This window comes from Pseudomonas sp. SDO52101_S400 (genome assembly GCF_054071635.1).
Window position 1 is genome coordinate 1 of the sequence record NZ_JBSVWF010000047.1, and the last position, 15,197, is coordinate 15,197.

The window sequence follows — 15,197 nt, forward strand, 5'->3', positions numbered from 1 at the left end:
GAGCAAGCCCGCTCCCACATTTGATTTTGCCCGGCATCAAAATTGGGTTCGACGCCTGACCTGGTCAGGCGTCGAAGGGTCTATCAGGCTTGGGTCAGTTTCGCTGCAGCACGTTCGAAACGATCAAGACCGGCGTCGATGTCCGCGTCTTCAACCACCAGGCTCGGGGCGAAACGGATCACGTCCGGGCCGGCCTGCAGAATCATCAGGCCTTCTTTTTCAGCGGCGTTGAAGATGTCCTTGGCCTTGCCTTTCCAGGCATCGCTCAGCACGCAACCGATCAACAGACCGAGACCACGCACCTGGGTGAACAGGCCGTATTTCTCGCCGATCTGTTGCAGGCGGGTCTTGAACTTGTCGTGCTTGGCGTGGACGCCGTTCAGCACCTCAGGGGTGTTGATCACGTCAATCACCGCTTCAGCCACGGCGCACGCCAGCGGGTTGCCGCCATACGTGGTGCCGTGAGTGCCGACGACCAGATGCTTGGCCAGCGCTTCAGTGGTCAGCATCGCCGCGATCGGGAAACCGCCGCCCAGGCTCTTGGCGCTGGTCAGGATGTCCGGAACCACACCGTAATGCTGGTAGGCGAACAGATTGCCGGTGCGGCCCATGCCGGTTTGCACTTCGTCGAACACCAGCAGCGCGTTGTTCGCGTCGCACAGTTCACGGGCACCTTGCAGGTAAGCCAGCTCGGCCGGCAGCACGCCGCCCTCGCCCTGGATCGGTTCCAGAACGACCGCACAGGTCTTGTCCGAAACAGCGGCTTTCAGTGCCGCCAGATCGTTGTACGGCACGTGGGTGATGCCGGTGATTTTCGGGCCGAAACCGTCGGAATACTTCGACTGGCCACCAACGTTCACGGTGAACAGGGTACGACCGTGGAAGCTGTTGAGCGCGGCGATGATTTCGTATTTCTCGGTGCCGAAACGGTCGAACGCGACACGACGGGCCAGCTTGAAGGCGGCCTCGTTGGCTTCGGCGCCGGAGTTGCAGAAGAACACGCGTTCGGCAAACGTGGCGTCGATCAGCTTGTGCGCCAGGCGCAGGGCCGGTTCGTTGGTGAACACGTTGGACACGTGCCACAGCTTGTTCGCTTGCTCGGTCAGCGCACCGACCAGCGCCGGATGCGCGTGGCCCAATACGTTGACGGCGATGCCGCCGGCAAAGTCGATCAGCTCGCGGCCGGCCTGATCCCAGACGCGGGAACCGGCGCCACGCACCGGAATGAAAGCGGCAGGCGCGTAGTTGGGAACCATAACCTGGTCGAAATCGGCGCGTTGTACCGCAGCGTGCTCAACGGACATCGGAGTCTCCTGATGAGGGCCACCCGCCTGAAACTGGCGAGCGATGGGGGGATTGTAAGGACAGTTTTCAGCCCGGCCTTGTCGCCAAGCGACAACTTCTTATAGCGCAAACCCCGGATTTTCCCGGGTTTACGGCAATGCGACATATAGCGTCGCAAAGGCGCAGTTTAAACCGTCGACGACAATTGCAGCAGGCCTGCGAGGATATCAATTGAAGGCCGCAGCGTTGTCGTATCTATATACCGCACCCCGCTCGGGACATTTTGATTTGCTTGGCTCATTTCCAGACGCCAAGGCGCAATCACCATGCAATCACCGACCGAACCGCAACCGGACGCCATACCCGGCAATCCCCCCTCACACTATCAACCGCTGGTGGATGCAATCCCCGAATGGCTGGGCCAGGCGTCTTCCACCCGGCGCGCGGCATTGAAGAACAACCGGCGCCCCGTCACCGACCGCATCAGGAATGCTCCCCGGGCTCAACACGATCAGTTGCGCAACGCGATTGCCGAGCACATGCAGGTACAAAACAACGTCGACCAGCGGCTCGCGCAAGTGCAGGACGTCAGTGCCTATGCCGAACCCTTGCTCAAGGCGGCACTCAAGTCTCGGTTCGGACTGGAACTGGATGTGAAGGAAATTTTCCTGCGCCTCTACCTGCCTGCCAGCACCCCCGTTTTCGGCATCAGGACAGGCGTGCGCAGCTGGACGGTTTCCCTGCTGGACGCGGCACTTCACAACTTCCAGCAGGACGAAACCCGGGAAGACGCCTACGATCGCGACTCCTGTTTCATCACCCGGCCGTCACAAGACGGCCAGTTCGAAACCTTGCCGCAGATCCGCGCAAAGATCGGCATCCCCGCCTTCATCAGCCTTTGCCGGGAACTGGATATCGGGGCGAGCTACAAGGCCTACCTTGAAGATTGCCTGGGCATCTCCAACCCGGTCGTTGCCGCCATCCTTCCCGACAGGCTCAAGGAGAGCCAGAAAACCGCCCTGAAAGCAGACCTGCAACTGGCACGAGTCAACGCAGACATCGGCGAGAACTGGCTGCGGCTGATCAACGGGATGCTCGACGGGATAGAGGGCATGCGCATCAATGGTCACACCTTGCGCTGCCAGGATTTGACGATGATGTCGGCGCACCTCACCGGCATCGTGGTTTTCGCCGCGGATCTGGAACAGGCGCGGACCGCAGTCGGGGTGGTGGCCTATATACCGGGCGACCCGGAACACCCGATCAAGGAGTACGCCTCGAGTGCAGAAATGGAAAAGGAACTGGTCCGCCAGTTGCGTTCACCGCAATACCAGCGCTTTTTCACCCAGTTCGTGGCCCATGAACAAAAGGGACATTTCCTGGCCGATCTGAACCGACGCCTGAGCCAGGTGAAATGGCATGAGCCGGAGTCAGGCAGCCAACAGCCCCCCTGGCGGGAAACGCCGATCGAAAACCCCAAGCTGCAACTGGCCGCATCCCCCATCACTGGCGACCTGTGGGAACACCTCTACCAACGCAAACTGAACAAGGTACTCAACGACGCCGCCACCCTTGCCGTCCCGACCGCCGACGCCGACCGAAAAGCGCGCTGGGCGCTCTGGTATTCCTTCGTCGATATTGCCTCCTCGATTCTCCAGATCGCCTCGTTTGTCGTGCTGCCTTTCGTACCATTTCTGGGCGAAATGATGATGGCTTATATGGCCTATCAATTTCTCGACGAGGTCTTCGAAGGCATTGTCGACTGGTCGGAAGGTGCGGTAACCGAGGCCGGCGAGCAATTGTTCAGCGCTCTCGAATCACTGGTACAACTGGGGACCTTCGGCATCGGCGGCGGCATCGCCATGACGGAGCTGCCCAAGGTCTTGCCACAGAACGTCGTCTCCTTCATCGACCGCTTTCAGCCCGTCAAACTGCGCAACGGCAAGACCCTGTACTGGAAACCCGACCTCAAACCCTACGAAAGCCCGATCGTGCCGCCAGAAGGCGCAGCGCCGGACAAGCAGGGACTGCACTGGCAACAGGGTAAAAAACTGATGCCAATCGAGCAGAAACATTACGCGGTCAGCGATCACATCCGTCCCGACACGTTGCAGATCGAACACCCGACCCGAACGGACGCGTACCGCCCTATTGCCTTTCATAATGGCGAGGGCGCCTTCCATACCGAACTCGAACAGCCGCTGGAATGGGATACAACGGCTGCATTGCAACGCCTGGGCCCAAGCATCGAGCCGTTCTCGCCCGACCGTCGCGAGCGAATTCTCAAAGTCAGCGGCTGCCACGAAGAGGCCTTGCGCAAGATGCATGTCGATCGCGAGCGGGTACCACCGCTGCTGGCCGACACGATCCAGCGCTTTCGCATCGATCAGGAGCTGCAGGCATTCATCAGTTGCATGGCCAGCGACAAGGCCGAGGATTACCTTCATGCCGATCCGCTGATTCAACTTCAGCTGCTCAATGATGAGGGGCTGCTGCCGGGCACCCGACGCCTGCGCCTGATTGACGGTCAAGGCGAAATCCTCTGGCAATCCTCTGCCGATGAACAGCTGCCGCTGATTGACCTTCACCAGGATCGACTGGCCGACGGCGACCTGCTCAAGAGCTTGCTGCAATCCCTCGGCGAACAGGACATCAACACACTGCTGGCGGAAGAGTTCGGCCAGATGTTTGCTCTGGACGTTCGTATTCGCAAACTGAGAAGCCGGATCGAGCAGATCGCGAATTCTCGTCGTACGGCGCTGTTCGAAGCACGCTACCAGGCACTTCAGCAGCCTGAAGAGCCAATGGCGAAAAAGATTGCCGTGCACGAACCGCATCTGCCCGCCAGGATCACCGAAGAACTGCTGCACACCGCCACTGGCGCCGAATTGCTGGCAATCGACGCCGGAGAATGGCCGGAGCGCCAACAGAACCTCGCCGCCCAGGCGACCCACGAACTGCGCATAACCCGCGCCTTTGAAGGACTGGAGCTGGACTCGGTGCGCAACCCGGATACCGATACCCTGGCGTTGCACAGCCTGAAAAAACTACCGGGCTGGTCAGGGGACGTGCGGTTCGAAGTCCGGGCCGGATCACCCGAAGGGGCATTGCTGGACAGCACCGGAGCACAATCGGCCGCCATTCAGAAAGTGTTGGTACGCAGAACCGATGGCCACTGGCAACCGTTCGACCAACAAGGGCTGGAATTACACGCCCCCACCGATTTCTACACCTGCGTGCTGCAGGCTTTGCCGGATGCACAACGGCAGGCCCTGAACCTGCAGATCGGAGAAGGCACAAAACTCAGGCAAGCCATTCGTGACAACCCTGTGGATCGAGACGACCTGCGCCTGGCGATTTCCGACGAGGCCACACAGCCGGTGGTCGTCGATACGCTGCGACTGGTTGGCGCACAAGGCTATGCCCGCGAAAACCCGCAAAGTCCGCGCACACTGGAAAACCGCATCAGGCAGGTGTATCCGGGCATGGCGAACGACGATATGCCAGCCATGATCCGCCACCTTCAAAATCACCCTGATGGCCCGCTCGCAGAACTGTCGCGCCTTCAGCTCGAATACGCGCAACTGGACAGCGACCTGAATCACTGGGCGACCGATGTGCCGCGAGTCGATCCGGCCACGCGTCTCGCCCTTTCACCGATCCAGAAGACTGCCATCCAGCGCGACCGTCAACAGTTCGCCCATGCGCTGCGTAGTTGCTGGCGCAGGGAAACACCGGAGCCAGGCGGTTTTCGAATTCAGGTTGCAGAGCCGTTGCTGGGTGAGCTGCCGGTCTTGAGCGCGAACTTCGATCACGTCACCAACCTGGATCTGAAAGGCGCTGACAGCAGCGGCGGGATCGATCGATTCCTGCAAGGTTTCACACGCTTGCGGCGACTGGCATTGAATCACTTCGACCTTGATGACCTGCCACAGCCCATCACCACCATGACCTCGTTGCGGCAACTGAGGCTGCGCCATTGCGGGGTCACCCTCACACCGCAAAACCAGTTGCTGCTGTCATCGCTCAATGAGCTGACAGCACTCGACCTGCAGGGCAATCCCCTGGGCATCACGATGGACATCAATGCCCTGCCGGCGCTGCACCACCTCAATCTGACCGATACCGGAATATCCGAGTTGCCGCACGGCCTGCTGGCGCATCCACGCATCAAAAGCGCCTGGCTTGCCAACAACCGGATCACTGCACTTCCCGATGTCGTGTTCGAGTTTTCTCCGGGCACTACCGCTGGATACGACTTTGCCGGCAACCCGTTTGCCAGCGCCACGCGAGAACAGATAAAGGTCTATTTCAAACGGACAGGCAACGACATGGGCGTGCGTGCGGTGCAGTCCGATATCGATCGGACCAAGGCACTGTTCACCGACCTCAACGATCGTCAGGCCAGCGAGCTGATCTACCAATTGCCGGGCTCGCTTGTCCAGGGACAGATACAACTGACTCGCTGGGAAAGCGAAATCGCACGGATGACCGCCGACCTGGCGGCGTGGGTCCGGGACATTCCCGACCGTCATCCGCTCAACGGGGAACTGTTCAGCATTGAAGAGCGACTCGCCGAACACACGGCGCGAGAAGCATTCGCCGGGCGCCTTGAACGACTCTGGCGCCATCGTTCGACAGCTCATCCACTGACGAGAGCGGACGTGCTCACAGCGCAACCGACATTCGCGGGTGACTTGCCGGTAGTCAATGCAGACCTCAGCCACGTCACCACTTTGTCCATGACCGGCAAGAAGGACATCAGTGCCATCCCTGCATTTCTACGCACCTTTCCACGACTGACCCACCTGGTCCTGCAGGACTTCGCACTGGAAGGGTTGTCCCAGGCCCTTGCACAACAACGCTCCCTCACCACACTGGCCCTGAAGAATTGCGGTCTGGTGTTCACCGCCGAGACGCAAGCGGCGTTGGCAGCCATGCCCTCACTGGAACTGCTGGAGTTGCCCGACAACCCCTTGGGCAGCACGCCCGACCTGAGCGAGCTGGGCGAGCTGACTTACCTGGACCTGTCCAATACCGCCATTGCTGAAGTGCCGGCCGGCATGGCCGGTCATCCAAAGCTGAAAACCGCCATCGTCAGCGAAAACCGGATCAGCGAAATTCCCGACGCCTTTTTCTCGCTCCCGGCTAGAGCCAGCGAAGGGTTCGATTTTTCCGCCAATCCGTTGACCGACGAGACGCGGGAAAGAATCAAGACCTACTCCCGCGAGTACGGCCCGGACTTTGGCGTACTGGCCGACCCGACAGACATTGGCACCACCAAATCGTTGTTTCCCGGCCTCGACGATGAAGAAGCCAGTGAAGTGTTCTATAGCTTGCCAGGCGATATCGAACATGGCCGCTCTCAACTCAGGCACTGGCAAGCGGAGATCGAACAACTGTCGTCGGATCTTGCGCACTGGATCAATACGACGCCGACCTCGCACCCGATCACCGGCGAGCGGATGAACCCGATGCAAATGTTTGTGGAACACACGCACCGCAAGGCATTTGCCCAGCAACTCGAACGACTCTGGCGTGCAAGGACGTCGGACGCCCCACGGCAAAGGAGCGACACCCTGATCATGGAGGTCGCGCTGATTGGCGACTTGCCCACTCTGTCGACCAACTTCAGTCACATCACCGAGCTGTCGTTTCGCGGTAATAGCGCATTGAACGGCATGGACACCTTCCTCGATTCGTTCACCGGATTGCGGCATCTGGAACTGCATGACTTCAACATCACACAACTTCCCTCGGCCTGCGAACGCATGCCCTCGTTGCAGCGCCTGATCATCGAAAACTGCGCATTGACGTTGACCCCGCAAACACAGGCCAGCCTTTCCTCCCTGAGCCGATTGCAGTATCTGAACCTGAGCCGCAACCCGTTGGGCGCTTCGCCATCGCTGTCGGGCATGACGGCACTGGTTCATCTGCGAATGGTCGACACGGCAATCACCCGCCTGCCGGACGGGATGCTCGATCACCCGCGACTGGTTGCCGCCAACCTGGACAACAATCTGATCAGCGAATTGCCCGACGCGGTGTTCAACATCCCGCCGCAACAACCCGCGCAATTGAGTTTTACCGATAACCCGCTGAGCACGGCCACCCGCGAACGCATCAAAGTCTGCTATCAACTGAAACGGCAAAACTTCGGGGTTTTCATGCCTCGTGAAGACCTTGAACGGACCCAGTCGCTCTTTCCGACCCTGGATCGCGAGGATGCCAATCGCGTGCTGTACCTGTTGCCGGGAACGCTTGAGGACGGCCGGATGCAGATTGAGAACTGGGAAAGGGAGTGGCAGCAACTCGACGAAGATCTCACCTCTTGGGTTGCCGATGTACCCGAGCGCTTTCCGGCCACTGGCGAATTGCTGAGTGAAAACCTGCGTTTGGCGGAGCAGACCGACCGCGAAACGTTCCGCCGGGAACTCGAAGCGTTCTGGCGTGAAAGGTCAGAGGAACAGCCTGAAGTCAGGTCACAGACGCTGAACCTGAATATTCCGTTCGTCGGTGATCTGCCGCGATTACGCGCAGACTTCAGCCATGTATTGAGTCTGTCACTCACCGGCAATACGCAGATGCGGGTCAACGATGGTTTTCTCCAGTGTTTCAGCGGCCTCAAGGGCCTGGAGTTACGCGATCTGGCCTTGGGGCAATTCCCGCGAGCGATCACCAGGATGCCTGCGCTCGAGGAGCTGGTGTTAAGCAATTGCGCTCTGGTCCTGGACAGTGAAGGCCGGACGGCCCTGTCGACACTGACCCGGCTCACCAGCCTGGATCTCTACCGCAACCCGCTCAGCCGCTCGCCCAATCTGCGAAGCATGACGGCCCTCGAGTACCTGGATCTGGCGAACACCGGCATTCGCGAAGTGCCCGAGGGGCTGTTGGACTTGCCGGCCACTGAAACCATCGTGCTCAACAACAATCGCATCACCGATATTCCCCTGGCCGTCTTCGAACTGCCGGCCTCTGTGGGTGCCGGCTATGACTTCGGGGACAATCCTCTGAGTGCCGCCACTCGCGAGCACATCAAGAATTACTTTCGCCTGACCGGGGAAGACCTGGGCGTGTTGGCCGAGCCGGCGGATATCGCCCGTGCCCGGACACTGTATCCTGCCCTGGATGATGAACAGGCCAGCGCTTTCATTTACCGCCTGGACGGCACGCTGGCGGATGGCCGAACCGAATTGACACGCCTGGAAGGCGAGCTCGAAACGCTACGGGGAAATCTGGTCGCGTGGGAAGCTGACATCCCGGAGCACCCGGTGACCGGAATGCCACTGAGCCCGGATGAGCGCCTGCATGAAGAACAAAACAGGGCAGCCTTCTCGGAGGCCTTGCTGACATGCTGGCGCCAGATACCCGTGGAGGGCGGGAATGCGACGGATCATCAATTCACGTCGAATCTTTCGATCCGGGGTGAATTGCCAACGCTACATGTCGACTTCAACCATGTGTCGGACTTTTACCTGGTCAACACCGCCAACCACTGGCCACGCCTCGGCCGACTCCTCGACGCGTTTCCCAATCTTGAACATGTCGATATTCGTGGTTATGACCTGGGCACTCTGCCCGAGGCCATCTTCAGGATGAAACGGCTGACCACCCTGAGTCTGCCCGCCTGCCGTATCACGCTGACTGCACGTGAAGTGAACGGACTGGCAGGGCTGCATTCGCTTGAACTCCTGCACCTGCATGACAATCCTCTGGGGCTGACTCCCGACCTGAGCAACCTGCAGCGCCTGAGCGATCTCGACCTGAGTACCACCGGCATCCGCGAAGTGCCCAAGGGTGTGCTCGAAAATCACAACTGGATGGAAATCGATCTTTCGGGCAATGAAATCACCGATATCCCCGCCGAACTTCAGGAAGTGCCGGCCTACGTCGGCGACCGCTACGACTTGCGTGGCAATCCCTTCTCTACTGAGGCCATGAACCGTATTCGTGCGTACTACCAGGAAACGGGCCACACGCTGAACGTCGACAACGTGGTCGGACATCAGGTTCTGGCGGCGCCTTCCGGCATCCCCATAGAAGAGTGAAGCGCTGGAAACGAAAACGCCATGGAGTTGGATTCCATGGCGTTGGTTTTACAGGTTATCCGCGCTCGGGCGGCACCGATGACAACTCGAACGGGCTGCTGCTGCGCCGCTGGTTGCGGTCTTCCCGCGGCGTGGCGCCGAAGAAGTTGCGATAGGCGCTGGAGAAATGTGGTCCCGAGGAGAAACCGCACGACAGGCCGATCTGGATGATCGACTTGCTGGTCTGCATCAACATCTGCCGGGCCTTGTTCAGGCGCAGTTCCAGGTAGTACTGGCTCGGCACACGGTTGAGGTATTGCTTGAAGATCCGCTCCAACTGGCGACGGGACACGCACACGTGCTGGGCGATTTCGTCGGTGGTCAGCGGCTCTTCGATGTTGGCTTCCATCAGCAGCACGGCTTGGGTGAGCTTCGGATGGCTGGAGCCGAGACGATTCTGCAATGGAATGCGCTGACGCTCGCCGCCTTCGCGGATGCGCTCGACCACCAGTTCTTCGGAGACCGCACCGGCCAGTTCCGCACCGTGATCGCGCGCCAGAACTGCGAGCAACAAGTCGAGCACCGACATGCCGCCGCACGCGGTCAGGCGATCGCGATCCCAATCGAACAGATGGCTGGTGGCGATGACCTTCGGGAAGCGCTCGGCGAAATCGTCCTGCCAGCGCCAGTGCACGGCGGCGCGATAACCGTCGAGCAGACCGAGTTGCGCCAGCGGGTACACACCGGCCGACAGACCGCCGATCACACACCCGGCGCGCACCAGTTGTTTGAGCGCGCTGCTGAGTGCCGGTGCCAGCGTGGTCGGTGGCTCATCGGCAAGCAGGAACAGTTTCTGGAAGTTCTCGAGTTTACCGGCCCAGGGTTCGCCGGGCAGTTGCCATTCACCTTCGGTCGGTGCTTCGGCCTGCAGGAACGACAACTCGTAAACCACGTCCGGATGCACACGCTGGGCAACACGCAAGGCCTCCTCTGCCAGCGCCAAAGTCAGAGCTTTAGTGCTGGGCCAAATCAGGAAACCAATTCGATGGGCAGTCATGGCGGGCGATCCGAAACGTAAACAGAGGGAAAAACCGAAATCGGCTGCAACCAAATTAGACCATCTGGCGCGCTGCGCAGCATGACCTAATCTGGTGCATAACGGGAGCGATTACTTAAGGCTGCCCGAGAGGAATTGTTGCAAACGTTCCGATTGCGGATTGACCAGCACTTCACGCGGGTTGCCGCTTTCTTCCACGACGCCTTTGTGCAGGAACACCAACTGGTTCGACACTTCACGGGCGAAGCCCATTTCGTGGGTCACCACCACCATGGTCCGGCCTTCCTGAGCGAGGGCCTGCATGACTTTCAGCACGTCGCCGACCAGTTCCGGGTCGAGGGCCGAAGTCGGTTCGTCGAACAGCATCACTTCCGGTTCCATCGCCAACGCACGGGCGATTGCCACACGCTGTTGTTCGCCACCGGACATGTGCCCCGGGAACGCATCCTTACGATGAGCCACGCCAACCTTGTTCAGGTAGTGCTCGGCTTTCTCGCGGGCTTCGGCCTTGGACACGCCCAGCACGTGAACCGGGGCCTCCATGATGTTTTCCAGCGCGGTCATGTGCGACCACAGGTTGAAGTGCTGGAACACCATCGACAGGCGCGAACGCATGCGTTGCAGCTGTTTCGGATCAGCGGCTTTCAGCGCGCCGTCCTTGTTCGCCACCAGTTTCAGCTCTTCGTTGTTGAGCAGGATCTTGCCCGCGTGCGGCTGCTCGAGCAGGTTGATGCAGCGCAGGAAAGTACTTTTGCCGGAGCCACTGGAGCCGATGATGCTGATCACATCGCCGGCGGCCGCTTTCAGGGAAACGCCCTTGAGCACTTCGTGACTGCCATAGCGTTTATGCAGGTCTTGGACTTCAAGTTTGTACATGCGGTCGGTTCTCACAAAAACAGTCAGTCGTTGAGCAAAGGGCCGTCGCGCAGCGCATCGCGCCCCGCCACTTTGGCCAGCCAGAAACCGGGTTGGGCGTAACGCAGCCGCTCAATGGCAAACAGCACCCCGGACGTACCAGCACACACCGTGCTGACCCGATCCGACAGCGGATCGATCACTTCGAAAATCTTGTCACCGGCTTCAACCCACTCGCCGGGCTTGCGCAGAAAGCTCACCACGCCAGGATGCGGCGGCAGGAGCAATTCAGTGCCCTCGAACGGCATGCCTTCGCACGGTTCGCGCACGGCGCTCGGCCACTCGCCACGGATCAGGCCCTGCTCGGCGAGGAACGCCAGAATGCCTTCAGCCCAGGCCTCGGCCTGTGCAGGTGTGGTGTCGGCCTGACCACCGAGTTCAACGGTGGTCGCCAGGCACGCCAGTGGAATCCGCGCGTCCGGGAACAGACGCGACAGACGCAGCCACGGCAACGAACAGGCTTCATCGAACGAGCTGCCGCCGGAATCTTCCGCCAGCAGGCCGACCTTCACATCCAGGTGCGCGGCGAGCGAACGCCACTGCGGCCAGTGCTGCGGCAAGGCGTACATGTGCAGCGCGGCTTCACAGTCGCAATGCAGGTCCAGCACCACATCGGCGGTGGCGGCATGTTGCAGCAGGATGCGCTGCATGCCTTGCAACTGGCTGCCGGCCTCGGGCAATGCGGCCAGGTGATCGGCCATCGCCTGACGGATCAGACGAATGTTGGCGTGCGGATCATCACCGAGTTGTCCCTCCAGCCTGGCGGCCACCGGGGCGCTGAGCTCGACGAAATCACGGTTGAAATTCTTGCCGCTACCGGCTTCGAAACGACCCTGGTGATTGCCTTGCAGCAACTGGCCAAGACCCAGCGGGTTGGCCACCGGCACCAGTTCGATGACGCCGTTGAGCAGGCCCTTGGCTTCGAGTTCGCCGAGGCGTTTTTTCAGTTCCCAGGCGGTGCGCATGCCGGGCAATTCGTCGGCGTGGAGGCTGGCCTGGATGTAGGCCTTGCGCTCACCGCTACCGAAGCGAAACACCGAAATCCGGCGCTCGCTGCCCAGGTGGCTCCACGGCAGAACGTGGTCGATGCGTTCCATATCAGTGCTTCCTCGGGGCCAGGTAGCTCAGCCAGCGACGCTCGGCCAGCTTGAACAGGCGCACCAGAATGAAGGTCAGGCACAGGTAGAACACGCCGGCGGTGATGTACGCCTCGAACGGCAGGTAGAACTGCGCGTTGACGGTACGGGCCGCGCCGGTGATGTCGATCAGGGTCACGATGGACGCCAGACTGGTGGTCTGCAGCATCATGATCACTTCGTTGCTGTACTGCGGCAGCGCCCGGCGCAGGGCCGATGGCAGCAGGATGCGCTTGTACATCTTGAAGCGCGACATGCCCATGGCCTTGGCCGCTTCGATCTCACCGTTCGGCGTGGCCTTGAGGCTGCCGGCGATGATCTCGGCGGTATAGGCGCTGGTGTTGATCGCGAACGCCAGGCACGCACAGAACGTTGCGCTGGACAGCCACGGCCAGAGAAAGCTTTCACGCACGGCTTCGAACTGGGCCAGACCGTAGTAGATCAGGAACAGTTGAACCAGCATCGGCGTGCCGCGAATCACGTAGGTGTAGAGCCAGGCCGACATGTTGACGACCGGATTCTTCGAGACGCGCATCAGCCCCAGCGGCAGGGCCGCGAGCAGACCGAAGAACAGCGACAGCGCGAGCAACTTGAGGGTGGTCACCAGGCCGCCGAGGTACAGCGGCAAGGACTCCCAAATGACGTTGTAGTCGAAGATCATAGATCAGCCGCCCTTACGCCTACCGAGTAGCGCTTCTCAAGGTGACGCAGCGCCAGCAACGAGACACTGGTGATGACCAGATACATCGCCGCCACTGCGAGGAAGAAGGTGAAAGGCTCGCGGGTGGCGTCGGCCGCCTGCTTGGCCTTGAACATCATGTCTTGCAGACCGACCACGGAAATCAGCGCGGTGGCCTTGGTCAACACCAGCCAGTTGTTGGTGAACCCCGGAATCGCCAGACGGATCATCTGCGGCACCAACACCCGGAAGAACACCTGGAAGCTGCTCATGCCGTACGCCATGCCGGCTTCGGCCTGACCTTTGGGGATCGCCATGAACGCGCCGCGGAAGGTTTCCGACAGGTATGCACCGAAGATGAAACCGAGGGTGCCGATACCGGCGGCCAGCGGGTTCAGGTCGATGTACTCGTCATAGCCGAGCATCGGTGCGACGCGGTTGAGCAAGTCCTGGCCGCCGTAGAAGATCAGCAGGATCAGCACCAGGTCAGGAATCCCGCGAATCACCGTGGAATACAGATCGCCCAGCCACGCCAGCCAGCGCACTGGCGACAGGCGCAATGCAACGCCGATCAGCCCGAGAACGATGGCCAGGGCCATGGACGACAAGGCGAGCTGAAGCGTCAGCCAAGCGCCATCGAGGATGACAGCCCCGTAGCCTTTCAACATGATTCAGGTCCTCGAAAGTTGGGATGAAAAAATGGCGCAAACCGCAGAGATCCTGTTGCTTGCGCCATTTCGGACGGGTCGAGCGACGTCTTTACTTGCCGTAAATGTCGAAATCGAAGTACTTGTCCTGGATTGCCTTGTACTTGCCGTTCTCGCGGATGGCCGCGATGGCAGTATTGATCTTGTCTTTCAGGGCGTCGCCCTTGCGCACCGCGATGCCTACGCCGTCGCCGAAGTATTTTTCATCGGTGAACTGCGGGCCGACGAACGCAAAGCCTTTGCCGGCGTCGGTTTTCAGGAAGCCGTCATTCAACAGCGTAGCGTCAGCCACGGTGCCGTCGAGGCGACCGGCGGCCACGTCGAGGTAGATTTCGTTCTGCGAGCCGTACGGCTTGATCTCGGCACCCAGCGGGGCCAGGACTTCGCGGGCGAAACGCTCGTGGATCGAACCACGTTGCACGCCGATGTTCTTGCCCTTGAGCTCGGTCAGCTTGTCGCTGACAGCGGTGCCTTCCTTCATGACCAGGCGGGCCGGGGTGTTGTAGTACTTGTTGGTGAAGTCCACGGACTTCTTGCGGTCTTCAGTGATCGACATGGATGACAGGATCGCGTCGATCTTGCGCACTTTCAGTGCCGGGATCAGACCGTCGAACTCTTGCTCGACCCACTGGCACTTGACCTTCATTTCTTCACACAGTGCGTTGCCGATGTCGTAGTCGAAACCGACGATGCTGCCGTCCGGCGCTTTGGAAGCAAATGGAGGGTAAGCCGCTTCGATACCGATTTTCAGAGGCTTTTCATCGGCGAATGTCGGCAGGGACAGCACGGACAGTGCCAGGGCGCCAAGCAGCACAAGTTTCTTCATCTTGGGACTCCATCGGTAAAGGGCAAAAACGGCAGAGTGAGCGACAGCCCAATATGCGAATGGGTGAATCGGGAAAGCAGTGCTGCATCCGTGGGAAATTTCCCATTGAAACCGTCAGCGATTTCAACACGAGCCACGACGAGCGAGTGATCGGCATTCTAACGACAGGCCCGAAGCCGATATTTCTTCAATGCGACAACTAATTACAGATGCACCGAGAAACCCGCTTGAGCACATTGACAGCTCTGCAATTTCATGCAAGAGCGAAAGACAGTGAACCGATCTATGCTGCAAATTGCGGGCCTATTATTCGCAAACCCTTCTAATCCGGCAAGCGCGGGGTGATGTCTTATTTTTCACAGGGTGTTTTGAGGCCCAGAAACAGGGCGCGGCGTTTCCCATCGCCCCGTTGCGGAGCAGGCGGTTACACATTCAGTTACTTGAAGGCTGACGGGTAACAGTGGGAAGTGCCTGACGGAGCAATTCGATAATTATTGGCTGAATGCCGATAGCGTAAGACAGCGGAACACTTCGGAGAATGACAGGCCGTCTTCGCGAGCAAGCCC

The 15,197-nt window shown here is 60.0% G+C and carries 8 protein-coding genes; 1 reads left to right on the top strand and 7 read right to left on the bottom strand.

The annotated features are described in order from the left end of the window. Positions 1-83: 83 nt before the first annotated feature. On the bottom strand, positions 84-1,304 hold the full coding sequence (locus tag ACW9HX_RS21390; protein ID WP_457382141.1) for an aspartate aminotransferase family protein: 1,221 nt from the start codon (positions 1,302-1,304) through the stop codon (positions 84-86). Positions 1,305-1,610: 306 nt separating this feature from the next. Between ACW9HX_RS21390 and ACW9HX_RS21395 the strand changes: the two genes are divergently transcribed. Continuing rightward, positions 1,611-9,332 carry a dermonecrotic toxin domain-containing protein gene (locus ACW9HX_RS21395; protein ID WP_457382142.1) on the top strand — a complete coding sequence of 2,574 codons (7,722 nt, stop codon included), beginning with the start codon at positions 1,611-1,613 and terminating at the stop codon, positions 9,330-9,332. Between the two features lie 55 nt (positions 9,333-9,387). On the opposite strand, the gene argR is transcribed toward ACW9HX_RS21395, so the two are convergent. The 6 genes from argR to ACW9HX_RS21425 all read right to left on the bottom strand — a co-directional run bounded on the left by argR (position 9,388) and on the right by ACW9HX_RS21425 (position 14,631). Further along, on the bottom strand, positions 9,388-10,368 hold the full coding sequence (gene argR, locus ACW9HX_RS21400) for a transcriptional regulator ArgR (RefSeq protein ID WP_085709719.1): 981 nt from the start codon (positions 10,366-10,368) through the stop codon (positions 9,388-9,390). A gap of 111 nt (positions 10,369-10,479) precedes the next feature. Further along, positions 10,480-11,244, bottom strand: a complete 765-nt coding sequence (locus tag ACW9HX_RS21405; protein ID WP_003227281.1) for an ABC transporter ATP-binding protein — start codon at positions 11,242-11,244, stop codon at positions 10,480-10,482. Positions 11,245-11,267: 23 nt separating this feature from the next. Beyond that, positions 11,268-12,380 carry a succinylglutamate desuccinylase/aspartoacylase family protein gene (locus tag ACW9HX_RS21410; protein WP_457382143.1) on the bottom strand — a complete coding sequence of 371 codons (1,113 nt, stop codon included), beginning with the start codon at positions 12,378-12,380 and terminating at the stop codon, positions 11,268-11,270. A 1-nt stretch (position 12,381) separates the two neighbouring features. Next, complete coding sequence (locus ACW9HX_RS21415) at positions 12,382-13,080, bottom strand: ABC transporter permease (protein ID WP_457382144.1); 699 nt, start codon at positions 13,078-13,080, stop codon at positions 12,382-12,384. Further along, positions 13,077-13,766 (bottom strand): ABC transporter permease, encoded by a 690-nt coding sequence (locus ACW9HX_RS21420; RefSeq protein WP_065261785.1) that lies wholly within the window; start codon positions 13,764-13,766, stop codon positions 13,077-13,079. The genes ACW9HX_RS21415 and ACW9HX_RS21420 overlap by 4 nt, the downstream gene beginning before the upstream one ends. A 91-nt stretch (positions 13,767-13,857) precedes the next feature. Next, positions 13,858-14,631 (bottom strand): ABC transporter substrate-binding protein, encoded by a 774-nt coding sequence (locus ACW9HX_RS21425; RefSeq protein ID WP_457382145.1) that lies wholly within the window; start codon positions 14,629-14,631, stop codon positions 13,858-13,860. Positions 14,632-15,197: the final 566 nt, after the last annotated feature.

Coding starts and splice junctions, on each gene's coding strand:
- ACW9HX_RS21390 (WP_457382141.1), bottom strand. CDS start 1,304: ATGTCCGTTGAGCACGCTGCGGTACAACGCGCCGATTTCGACCAGGTT.
- ACW9HX_RS21395 (WP_457382142.1), top strand. CDS start 1,611: ATGCAATCACCGACCGAACCGCAACCGGACGCCATACCCGGCAATCCC.
- argR (WP_085709719.1), bottom strand. CDS start 10,368: ATGACTGCCCATCGAATTGGTTTCCTGATTTGGCCCAGCACTAAAGCT.
- ACW9HX_RS21405 (WP_003227281.1), bottom strand. CDS start 11,244: ATGTACAAACTTGAAGTCCAAGACCTGCATAAACGCTATGGCAGTCAC.
- ACW9HX_RS21410 (WP_457382143.1), bottom strand. CDS start 12,380: ATGGAACGCATCGACCACGTTCTGCCGTGGAGCCACCTGGGCAGCGAG.
- ACW9HX_RS21415 (WP_457382144.1), bottom strand. CDS start 13,080: ATGATCTTCGACTACAACGTCATTTGGGAGTCCTTGCCGCTGTACCTC.
- ACW9HX_RS21420 (WP_065261785.1), bottom strand. CDS start 13,766: ATGTTGAAAGGCTACGGGGCTGTCATCCTCGATGGCGCTTGGCTGACG.
- ACW9HX_RS21425 (WP_457382145.1), bottom strand. CDS start 14,631: ATGAAGAAACTTGTGCTGCTTGGCGCCCTGGCACTGTCCGTGCTGTCC.